The following is an 8,933-nucleotide window of genomic DNA, read 5'->3' as shown; positions in this document are numbered from 1 at the left end:
AGCGGCCGTCAGCGGATCGCAAACCGGGCGGCGAAGATCGCGCGGGCCGGCGGGACGGGCGAACTGTTCGACGTCGACGCACTCATCGGAGGTGCCTCGTGAGCCGACTCCCCGCCGTCTACTACGACACGTCCGCCACCTCGACCGAGCCCGGCTACCGCTGGTGGGAACACGCCGCCTGCAAAGGGCAGTCCGAGCTGTTCTTCCCCGAGCGCAACGCCGACATCAGCCGCGCGAAGAAGATCTGCGCGGCGTGCCCGGTCCGCGAAATCTGCCTGGCCGAGGAGCTGGAGAGGTTCTCCCCGGCCCACCGCTGGGGCGTCCGCGGCGGCATGGCCGAGACGGCCCGCCGCGACCTCGGCTGACCCGCCTGACTCGGGGCCCGGCCGGCGACACCACCCCGCCGGGCCCCGACACCAACTCACCGAGAACGGGACCGAAATGACCGACCGCACCCCCACCCTGACCGACGCCGGAGCCGAAGTCCTGCGGCTGCGTAACGAACTCGCCGCCGCTTACCGCTCGATCCTCGGCCTCACCTGGTCCGGATGGGACCAGATCGAGCCCACCGTCCGGCAAGCCGCCCTCACGTACCTCGCCGCCGGGGTCGCCTTCGCCGACGAGCGGAACAAGCCGGTCCACGAGTACGAGCCGAGCGCCATCGGATTCACGTGCACCTGCGGCAGCCACCTGTTCGCCCGCTGCCACGGCGGCGCACTGCCCGACTAAGGCCCACCACACCCCCGGGGCGGGGCGTCCACACCCCCGCCCCGGGAGCACTGCGGACATGACGAAAGCCCGACCGAAGCCGGGCTCAGCGAGGAGGTGCGGAGTGTCAGGTCTCCAGGGACTCGACGCGCTTTCGGTCCGCCATGGCCTGCTCGTAGAAGTCGGGAGTGACCAGGTAGACCCGCCGTCGGCCGCGCACGGTCAACGCGCTGACCAGGTCGTCTTCCCGCACCTGCTCGATCAGGCGGGTCAGCAGCGGTCGGGCCGCGGTGAGCGGCACCTCTTGTACGCCGTCGTCGGCAATCTCCACCAGTTCGCCGGGGGTCCGCTGCTCGCTCATGACCAGAGTGTAAGACATGCCCATCCTCACCATAGTTGCCAAACTTTAAAGATTGATGAGATCATAGAGCAGTCGCAAGGGGTCGGCCAAGCCCCCTTTCCCCTCTCTCTTCGTGCGCGGCAGAACGGACCCCAACACCATGGCTGACAACCGCACCTACGTCCGGGTGCACGACGGGATGCCGGACCACCCGAAGATCATCGAGGTGGGCGGCATGGCGGCTTGGCTCTACACCACCGCCATGTGTTACGCGTCCCGGCAGCTCACCGACGGGGTCATCCCGGCCCGCCTGGTGCCGCGCCTGACCGACCTACCAAACCCCGAAGCACTTGCTTCGGCACTGCTTCGCGTCGGTTTGCTGCACGCTTCCGGTCACGACTGCTCCGACTGCCCGGACGTTGGTGACGATGAGTACGTCATTCATGACTATCTGGAACACCAGCGCAGCGCCGACTACGTCCGCACCCTCCGCGAGAAGCGCTCCGCCGCAGGTCAGAAGGGCGGACGCAAGTCCGGAGAGACCCGCCGCGCAGCCTCGGAAAACGAAGCAAAAGACGAAGCACTTGCTTCGGCTTTGCTCAAGCAAACGCGAAGCAAAACGCAAGCAGAGACAGAGACAGAGACAGAAGTAAAAGAACAAAGAAATACGTCGAAGCCTGCGGCTCCTCCGCCGCCTGTTCGAGCCGACGTCGAACGCGTCTGCAAGCACCTCGCCGACCGCCTCGTCGCCACCGGCAGCAAGCGCCCCACGATCGACAAGAAATGGCGGGACTCCGCCCGCCTGCTCCTCGACAAGGACGGCGTCACCGTCGACCAGGCCCTCAAGGCCATCGACTGGGCCCACGCCAACACCTTCTGGCAGGCGCACATCCTCACGCCGACGAAGCTCCGCACGAAGTTCGAGACCCTCCGCCGCCAGGCCCAGGCCGAACAACGCGAGAACACCCCCGCGGCACGGCCCCAGCAGACCGCCATCGACGAACTCCCCCCGGAGGTGCTCCGTGCCAAGCTCCGCTTCTGACCGGCCCACCGGCGCCGACCTCTGGCTCACCACCCAGGTCGCACGCGCCCACGAAGACCTCGGCAAGCTCGTCCCCCGGCACTACTGGCCCCCGATCGAACTCCACCCCGAAGCCGCGGCATGGGCTGCCGAACCCGACCCCGGGAGCCTGTTCCTCACCGGCAACATGGGCGTCGGCAAGACCCACACCGCCTGGCAGGCCATCCGAGCCTGGCACCAGACCTGGTTCGACGTCCCCCAATGGCGCGGCCTGCCCCGCATCGAAGCCTGGCGCTCCACCGCCCTGTTCGACGCCCTCCGCCCCGAAGCCGAAGAAGACGGCCGGCGCGTCGCCGCCCGCGCCCAACGCGCCGACCTGCTCTACCTCGACGACCTCGCAGCCGCCCGCGCCAACGACTGGACCCGCGAACGCCTCTTCGAAATCGTCGACGAGCGATACGCCCAGAACCGGCCCATCCTCATCACCAGCGACGTCTTCCCCGCAGACCTCGGGCCCTACATCGGCCCCCGCGTCGCATCCCGCCTCGCCGAGATGCTCGCCGACAACATCGTCCTCATCGAAGGCGGCGACCGGCGCCGCGGCGGTGACGCGTGACCGACCACGACGAGCAGGCACTCACCGCACCCCAGCCCCACGACAGCCACGCCGAACACGTCGTCCTCGGCTCGATCATGCGCGACCCCGAACTCGCCGACGAACTCCGCGCCGTCTGCCCCCCGGAGGACTACTACCACCCCGCCCACGCCGACCTCCAGGCCGTCATCGCAGACCTCCACGCCCAAGGCAAACCCACCACCGACCCGCACGTCCTCGCCACCGCGACCGCCGCCGCCGGCCACCACGGCCGCATCACCGAAATCGGCTACCTCGTCGACGTGTGGCAGGCCGGGTTCCCCGCCTTCGCCCACCACTACGCCAAGATCGTCGCCGTCCACGCCGCCGCACGCCGCCTCGTCGACACCGCCACCCGCGCCCGGCAACTCGCCTACGGCAAAGACTTCGACGCCGACACCGCCGTCGACCTCATCCAGCGCGACCTCGACAACGTCGTCCGCATCTCCGCCGCGGGACTGCCGCCCATCCTCGCGCCGCTCGTCGACGACGCCCTCGACCGCATCGCCCACCTGCCCGTCGAAATCGCGGGCATCGCCACCGGCCTCCCCGACCTCGACGACGTCTACCCCGGGCACGCGCCCGGCCGCATCACCGTCGTCGGCGCCCGCCCCGGCAGCGGCAAAACCACCATGGGCATCCAGTTCGCCCGCCACGCCGCCATCACCCTCGGCCTGCCCACCCTGTTCCTGACCATGGAGATGGGCGCCGGCGAAATCACCGACCGCGTCCTGTCCGCCGAAGCCCAGGTCGAACTCGGCCGCATCACCCGCGGCGGCCTCACCGACTTCGACAAGGTCTGCCTCGCCGAGACCGCCGACCGCATCGCCCCGGCCCCGCTGTACATCGACGACACCCCGCACGTCGGCCTCGGCTACATCCGCCACAAGGTCAAGACACTCCAACGCGCCGGCGGACTCAACCTGCTGATCGTCGACTACCTCCAGCTCATGCAGACCGAACGCGCCGAGAACCGGCAGCAGCAGGTCGCCGCGCTCTCCCGCGGACTCAAGCTCCTCGCCAAGGAGTTGGCGATCCCGATCGTGCTGCTGTCCCAGCTCAACCGCTCCAGCGCACAGCGCACCGGCAAACGCCCCGAGCTGTCCGACCTTCGCGAAAGCGGCGCGGTCGAGCAGGACGCCGACACGGTCCTGCTCCTGCACCGCGACGAGCTGTACGAACCCGAGACCACCCGCGTCGGCGAACTCGACGTCATCGTCGCCAAGAACCGGCACGGCACCACCAAGGACGTGATCGTCGGCTGGCAGGGCGAATACGCCCGCTGTGTCGACGTCACCCGACTTCCCCGCGGCCACATCGTCGACAACGGATGGATGCCCTCATGACCGTGCCCATGCCCGTCATCACGACCACCTACGTTCTCGACCTCACCCACGGCGCCGGCCTCAACGCCCTCGACAACCGCATCCCCGTCGGCGCCCACGTCATCGTCGTCCTCGACGACCGCGCCTGCTGCGACACCGGACTCGTCGACCGCATCGGCGCCGTCCTGTGGGACGCCGCCAGCATCAACATCCAGGCCCCCGCCCGACACATCCACCTCGTCGTCGGCCAGATCCGCCGCCGCATCGAAGGCGTCGTCGAGCTGGAAACCCAACTGCGCGAGCAGGGCGCCGCATGATCGCCGCAGCCCTCCCGCACCTCGGCCTCTGCCGCCACTGCGGCCACGAAATCCGCATCCGCGCAGACCACCTGCTGCACAAGCACGCGTGCCCTCGAGGAGACGGATCCGCGCCCGCCAGGATCCTGCCGCCCACGTTCGTCCGCTGGCTCCACGCCCAAGCCCGCCGACGCGACCACCGCGACAACCCGCTCACCGCCCTCGCCGAGTACGTGTTCCGGCCCTGCTCGCTCAGCCCCCGCCTCCTGCCCAGCGAACTCGACTGGACCACCGCCGACGAATTCCACAACCAGCTCCACGGACGCCAGGAAATCCGGCAGCCCTACAACGGCCAACGCTGCGACTGGGTCTGCCGCCACATCGCCACCGCCGCGGCCGAGTACGAGCGGCTCGTCGCCGAAACCCGCGAGGCCGCCACGTGATCCCGCCCGCAGCCCTCTCCGCAATCGACACAGCCGGCGACACCTGGCTCGCCCACCCCGGCGAAGGTCCGCTGTCCGCCGCAGTCGCCGCCGCACTCGCCGACTACGACATCAAACCCGCCGACCGATGCGGCCCCGGCCCCCGCGCCACGTGCCCCGAATGCGGACGCGACTGGGCGGTCACGATCGCCGGGCTCCTCCGCCGGCACCGCAACGCAATGCGCCAGCCCTGCGACGGAAGCGGACGCCTTGCCGCGACCGGACGGGCCGAGCGCCCCGCACCCACTGCCACCAGGAGCCAGACGTGAGCATCCACCGCGACGTCTACGTCCGCTGCGACGTCCAGGCCCCCGGCTGCCACCACGTCCCCCAGATCGCCGCCCCCGGGCGCACCGCCGCCGAAGCCAGAGCGCAAGCCCGCGACCTCGACCGCTGGCACCGCCACGGCGCCCACGACATCTGCGCACCGTGCTGGGCCGCCGGACACCGCACCGCGCCCACCACACGGCGGCCCGACCAGCCCGAACACCACACGACGGAGACGAAATGACCGACCGCATCGACGTGTACGACGGCCTGCTCAACGCCCGCTGGACCGAGGACGCCGACGGCCGGCTCCGCTTCGGCCGGGCCCTGTGGAGCCTGCTCGCCGAAGACGGCGAGTGCGCCGTCGCCGTCATCGACTCCGCCGGCGACGAGGGCTGGAGCGTGTGGTTCCCGGGCGAGGTGCCCGACTCGATCGTCCTCGGCGTCGCCCAGGCCGCGGCCGAACTGGCGAAGGGGTCGACCCGATGACCGACACCACCGCCACCTACGAGGTCACCCCGGACCCCGACGGCCGCACCTGGCACCGGCGCTGCCACCTGTGCCCGACCAGCGCGGTCGGCGACGACGAGGCGGTGATCCGGGAACGGGCACAGCGGCACCAGGACGAGGCGCACTCCGGCCGCACCACCTCGACGGCGGGCGAGGTGCTGGCCGTCGCGACCGCCGAGATCCGCCGGCTCCAGGCCGTGGTAGTCGAGCAGGCCGCCGACTTCAGCCGGCTGCACGCCGACGCGACGCGGGCCCTTGGTGCCCTCGCCCTGCTCGTCGCCGAGCACTCCGACCCCGGGGCCGAGGCGCTCGAAGCCCAGTACTGCCTCACCCAGACGCTGGTCAACACCCGCCGGAGCCTGTCGTGACCTTCCACCGCGGCCGGTCCTGGGTCGGCCACCACGTCGAGGACGCCTGCCCCTGCCCGCAGGAACCGTGCGGGCTTGTCGCCGGCGACCGCATCGATCCCACGTGCACCGAGCACCCGGCGGCGGCCCTCAAGTCGATCCGGCAGGGGCACGAGGCGCCAGACTGCCCCGGGCCCGACCTGCGGGCGGCGGTGGCCATGCTCCGGACCGAGCAGCCCGCCGACACCATCCGCCGCGCAGCAGACCTCATGCGCACCCGGGCCACCGCGGCAACCCGCGGGCCCTGGCTGTCCATGGACGGCGGCGACCGCCTCGTCCACGACCCCGGCCACGACCTCGACCCGCCCGAGTACGTCGTCGACGAGCCCATGTCGAACGCGGCAAACGCCGAGCACATCGCCGGGATGGACCCGCTCGTCGCCGTCGCGGTCGCTGGCCTTCTTGAGCAACTCGCCCGGGTCGTCGACGAGCACGGGTTCTACGGCACGCCCGCTGCGGTCCTGGCGCTCGACGTCGCCCGCACCTACCTGGGGAGGTCGGAGTGACCGACATCGAGCCCGACCTGGCGGCGATCCGGGCCGACCAGCAGGCGTGCACCGCGATGGGCCCGTTCCGCGGCGAGCCCGATGCGATCGACCGCCTCGTTGACACCCACGTGCCCGCGCTGCTGGCCCTGGCCGAGCGGCAGGACGAGCACGTGCGGCGGCTGGAGGCGGTCATCGTCCGGGGCGTGGCCAGCGGTGCCCTGGGAGAGGCGACCGAGCGGGCCAAGCGGGCGGAGGCCGAACTGGCGGAGGCGCGGGCCGAGATCGAGCGGCTGCGGTCCGGCGGCGAGGACCCCGAGCCCGACCCCGACTGCACGACGGCGACGCCGACGGGCGAGTACTTCCGGGTCCAGGTCTACGAGTTGTTCGGCGAGTGGTCGTCGGTCGGCCGGTATTGGTCGGCCGAGGCGGACGCCGTCGCAAGCATGCGCCGTCGGCGGCAGGCCCAGGCCGACTGGCCGGCGATGCGGGTGCTCCGGGTCCGGTCGTGGACCGAGCGCACGGTCGTGGTCTGGGAGCACCCCGAGGACGTCACCGGCACCCGCAACGCCTCACGCGCCCCTGAGAGCCCCGAAGGCGCACCCGACCCGTCCAATGACCCGCCGACGGGCTGAAAACGCCGCAGACGCCCGCCCAGGGCCCTTCGCGGGGCCCACCCGACCCCATCGAGGACCCGTGCGCACCCGACTCGCCACCGCAGCCATCGTCATCGCCCTCGGCTTCGCCGCCGTCGGCGCCGTCCACGTGGCCTACCTCGCAGGCATCGACAGGGCCATCGGCGCCCCGGTCGCCATCGCCGCCGTCGCGGCCTGCGCGTGGTGGCTGGACGGCCAGTGCCACACCTGACCGCCGAGGCCCGCAGACGGGCGCACAGGCATCCGCACGGGCCATGCGAGGCCCACGACGACAGGAGACACGACCGATGAGCGTCCCGATCACCCTCACCGCCCGCAACATGGAGGCCACCCACCACGGCATCCCCGTGATGTGCCTCGGCGAGGACGACGTTTACGCGTTCATCGCCCTCGGCCACGGCGAACCACGCACCGTCCTCGCCGCGTTCATCGCCCTCGACCGCGAGGCATACGGCGTCCTGGGCATCGTCGCCGCAACGGGCCCGCTCGCCCCGCGCATCCGGACCCGGTGGGCGTCCGTCACCACCTGCAACGGCGACTGCGGTCAAGGCCTCGACTGCCACCACGCGTGGACCGCCGACTGGACCGTCACCGAGGACACGCCCGGCGCGGCCCCCATCACGGTCCTCGACGTCGGCACCGTCCCGATGACCCTCGACCTGCCCTGACCCACGCGGAAGCCCGCCCCGACGCAACCGGGGCGGGCCACCCCGACCGTACCCACCAGCACAGGAGCCCGACATGCCCCAGCCCCGCCGGTACGACGACCCCCGACACGCCGAGATCACCGCACACCTCGACGAACTCGCCGACGCCGCGCAGACCGACGACCTGCCCAGCCCCGAGACCCGTGCGCGCATTGCCAAGCGCATCGGCGAACGCTTCCACGAGATCACCGGCACGCCGCTCGACCCGTCCTGACGCACGTGGAGGCCGTCCCCGCTCAACCCGGGGACGGCCACCGCAGACCGTACCCAGCCACCAGGAGCGACACGTGCGCATCTGCATCACCACCGACGACGACGGCGACGCCAGCGTCCACTTCGAGACCCCCGACGGCATCGCCATCACCCTCCCGCTCGAACACTCCGACGTCGCCGGCCACTTCGAGGTCCCCGCCCTGGTCGGCATCACCGTCGACACCAGCCCGGAGCCCCTGCGGTGAGCGAGTCCATCGCCTGGGACGACGCCGACGGCATACGCGCCCCCACACGCAGCCCCCTCGCCTGGATCCGACACCTCCACCGACGACGCACAGGAGCACCGATGCCCGAACCCGAGCCCAACGTCCGTCGGTTCCGCCGCGGCCCCGCCGAAGTCGACGCCGTCCAGGTCGCCGGCGACGACACCGGCAACACCGCCCGAGCCATCGCCAAATGGTGCGGCGGCGCACCCGCCGGCACCTGGGACCGGCCGCGCATCCACGTGTGGGCACACCCCGACGGGCCCGACGACACCATGACCGCACGAGTCGGCATGTGGATCACCCGCGAGCCCGACGGGCGGTACCAGGTCCACCAGGACCGCGAGTTCCGAGCCACGCACCAGGCCATCGAGCTTGCTCCCAGCGTGCTCCCAGTTGCTCCCAGACTGGGAGGAGAGCCCACTCGCGAGCAGCTCGACAACCTGCTCTACCGCGCCGAACGTCACGCCCTCAGTCACACGGAGGCCGAGCTGCTGACCGCCACCGTGCGCCGACTGGCCGACGAGCGGGACCGCCTCGCCGCCCGCTTGAACACCGGCCTCGTCGACGAGGCCGACGCCCTCCGCCGCCGGGCCAAGGAGTTGGACCGGCGGGCCGC

Annotated in this window: 18 protein-coding genes; 17 read left to right on the top strand and 1 reads right to left on the bottom strand. The window is 71.4% G+C overall.

The window, feature by feature from the left end; all coding sequences use genetic code 11:
- Positions 1-98: 98 nt before the first annotated feature.
- Both ACWCPW_RS51025 and ACWCPW_RS51020 read left to right on the top strand, forming a co-directional pair.
- Positions 99-365 carry a WhiB family transcriptional regulator gene (locus tag ACWCPW_RS51025; RefSeq protein WP_449768514.1) on the top strand — a complete coding sequence of 89 codons (267 nt, stop codon included), beginning with the start codon at positions 99-101 and terminating at the stop codon, positions 363-365.
- Between the two features lie 76 nt (positions 366-441).
- Entirely contained in the window at positions 442-729 is a 288-nt protein-coding gene (locus ACWCPW_RS51020; protein ID WP_449768513.1) for a hypothetical protein, read from the top strand.
- Between the two features lie 106 nt (positions 730-835).
- On the opposite strand, the gene ACWCPW_RS51015 is transcribed toward ACWCPW_RS51020, so the two are convergent.
- Positions 836-1,069 (bottom strand): type II toxin-antitoxin system prevent-host-death family antitoxin, encoded by a 234-nt coding sequence (locus ACWCPW_RS51015; RefSeq protein WP_449768512.1) that lies wholly within the window; start codon positions 1,067-1,069, stop codon positions 836-838.
- A 139-nt stretch (positions 1,070-1,208) separates the two neighbouring features.
- Here ACWCPW_RS51015 and ACWCPW_RS51010 point away from each other — a divergent pair, with 139 nt between their 5' ends.
- The 15 genes from ACWCPW_RS51010 to ACWCPW_RS50940 all read left to right on the top strand — a co-directional run.
- Positions 1,209-2,090, top strand: a complete 882-nt coding sequence (locus tag ACWCPW_RS51010) for a hypothetical protein (protein ID WP_449768511.1) — start codon at positions 1,209-1,211, stop codon at positions 2,088-2,090.
- Complete coding sequence (locus tag ACWCPW_RS51005; protein ID WP_449768510.1) at positions 2,071-2,685, top strand: DnaA ATPase domain-containing protein; 615 nt, start codon at positions 2,071-2,073, stop codon at positions 2,683-2,685. Before ACWCPW_RS51010 ends, ACWCPW_RS51005 begins: the two co-directional genes overlap by 20 nt.
- Positions 2,682-4,049, top strand: coding sequence for a replicative DNA helicase (locus tag ACWCPW_RS51000; protein WP_449768509.1), 1,368 nt, complete (start codon positions 2,682-2,684; stop codon positions 4,047-4,049). Before ACWCPW_RS51005 ends, ACWCPW_RS51000 begins: the two co-directional genes overlap by 4 nt.
- Positions 4,046-4,345, top strand: coding sequence for a hypothetical protein (locus ACWCPW_RS50995; protein WP_449768508.1), 300 nt, complete (start codon positions 4,046-4,048; stop codon positions 4,343-4,345). The genes ACWCPW_RS51000 and ACWCPW_RS50995 overlap by 4 nt, the downstream gene beginning before the upstream one ends.
- The gene (locus ACWCPW_RS50990; RefSeq protein ID WP_449768507.1) at positions 4,342-4,767 is read left to right on the top strand and encodes a hypothetical protein; all 426 of its coding nucleotides are present in this window, start codon (positions 4,342-4,344) and stop codon (positions 4,765-4,767) included. Before ACWCPW_RS50995 ends, ACWCPW_RS50990 begins: the two co-directional genes overlap by 4 nt.
- Positions 4,768-5,071: 304 nt before the next feature.
- Positions 5,072-5,317, top strand: coding sequence for a hypothetical protein (locus ACWCPW_RS50985; protein WP_449768506.1), 246 nt, complete (start codon positions 5,072-5,074; stop codon positions 5,315-5,317).
- Entirely contained in the window at positions 5,314-5,562 is a 249-nt protein-coding gene (locus ACWCPW_RS50980) for a hypothetical protein (protein ID WP_449768505.1), read from the top strand. Before ACWCPW_RS50985 ends, ACWCPW_RS50980 begins: the two co-directional genes overlap by 4 nt.
- Entirely contained in the window at positions 5,559-5,951 is a 393-nt protein-coding gene (locus tag ACWCPW_RS50975; RefSeq protein ID WP_449768504.1) for a hypothetical protein, read from the top strand. The genes ACWCPW_RS50980 and ACWCPW_RS50975 overlap by 4 nt, the downstream gene beginning before the upstream one ends.
- On the top strand, positions 5,948-6,496 hold the full coding sequence (locus ACWCPW_RS50970) for a hypothetical protein (protein ID WP_449768503.1): 549 nt from the start codon (positions 5,948-5,950) through the stop codon (positions 6,494-6,496). The genes ACWCPW_RS50975 and ACWCPW_RS50970 overlap by 4 nt, the downstream gene beginning before the upstream one ends.
- Positions 6,493-7,110 carry a hypothetical protein gene (locus ACWCPW_RS50965; protein WP_449768502.1) on the top strand — a complete coding sequence of 206 codons (618 nt, stop codon included), beginning with the start codon at positions 6,493-6,495 and terminating at the stop codon, positions 7,108-7,110. The genes ACWCPW_RS50970 and ACWCPW_RS50965 overlap by 4 nt, the downstream gene beginning before the upstream one ends.
- Before the next feature lie 61 nt (positions 7,111-7,171).
- Positions 7,172-7,342, top strand: a complete 171-nt coding sequence (locus ACWCPW_RS50960; RefSeq protein WP_449768501.1) for a hypothetical protein — start codon at positions 7,172-7,174, stop codon at positions 7,340-7,342.
- A gap of 76 nt (positions 7,343-7,418) precedes the next feature.
- Positions 7,419-7,799 carry a hypothetical protein gene (locus tag ACWCPW_RS50955; protein WP_449768500.1) on the top strand — a complete coding sequence of 127 codons (381 nt, stop codon included), beginning with the start codon at positions 7,419-7,421 and terminating at the stop codon, positions 7,797-7,799.
- 73 nt (positions 7,800-7,872) lie between these two features.
- Positions 7,873-8,052: a hypothetical protein gene (locus tag ACWCPW_RS50950; protein ID WP_449768499.1), complete on the top strand. Its 180-nt coding sequence runs from the start codon at positions 7,873-7,875 to the stop codon at positions 8,050-8,052.
- A gap of 73 nt (positions 8,053-8,125) precedes the next feature.
- The gene (locus tag ACWCPW_RS50945) at positions 8,126-8,296 is read left to right on the top strand and encodes a hypothetical protein (RefSeq protein WP_449768498.1); all 171 of its coding nucleotides are present in this window, start codon (positions 8,126-8,128) and stop codon (positions 8,294-8,296) included.
- 101 nt (positions 8,297-8,397) lie between these two features.
- On the top strand, positions 8,398-8,933 hold a 536-nt coding region (locus ACWCPW_RS50940), incomplete at its 3' end, for a hypothetical protein (protein ID WP_449768497.1).

Source organism: Embleya sp. NPDC001921 (genome assembly GCF_053594475.1).
This window is presented reverse-complemented; position numbering and strand designations above follow the sequence as displayed.

Bases quoted from the DNA above. Each gene is read 5' to 3' on its own strand.
- ACWCPW_RS51020 (WP_449768513.1), top strand. From the start codon at position 442: ATGACCGACCGCACCCCCACCCTGACCGACGCCGGAGCCGAAGTCCTG.
- ACWCPW_RS51015 (WP_449768512.1), bottom strand. From the start codon at position 1,069: ATGAGCGAGCAGCGGACCCCCGGCGAACTGGTGGAGATTGCCGACGAC.
- ACWCPW_RS51010 (WP_449768511.1), top strand. From the start codon at position 1,209: ATGGCTGACAACCGCACCTACGTCCGGGTGCACGACGGGATGCCGGAC.
- ACWCPW_RS50995 (WP_449768508.1), top strand. From the start codon at position 4,046: ATGACCGTGCCCATGCCCGTCATCACGACCACCTACGTTCTCGACCTC.
- ACWCPW_RS50990 (WP_449768507.1), top strand. From the start codon at position 4,342: ATGATCGCCGCAGCCCTCCCGCACCTCGGCCTCTGCCGCCACTGCGGC.
- ACWCPW_RS50980 (WP_449768505.1), top strand. From the start codon at position 5,314: ATGACCGACCGCATCGACGTGTACGACGGCCTGCTCAACGCCCGCTGG.
- ACWCPW_RS50975 (WP_449768504.1), top strand. From the start codon at position 5,559: ATGACCGACACCACCGCCACCTACGAGGTCACCCCGGACCCCGACGGC.
- ACWCPW_RS50955 (WP_449768500.1), top strand. From the start codon at position 7,419: ATGAGCGTCCCGATCACCCTCACCGCCCGCAACATGGAGGCCACCCAC.
- ACWCPW_RS50950 (WP_449768499.1), top strand. From the start codon at position 7,873: ATGCCCCAGCCCCGCCGGTACGACGACCCCCGACACGCCGAGATCACC.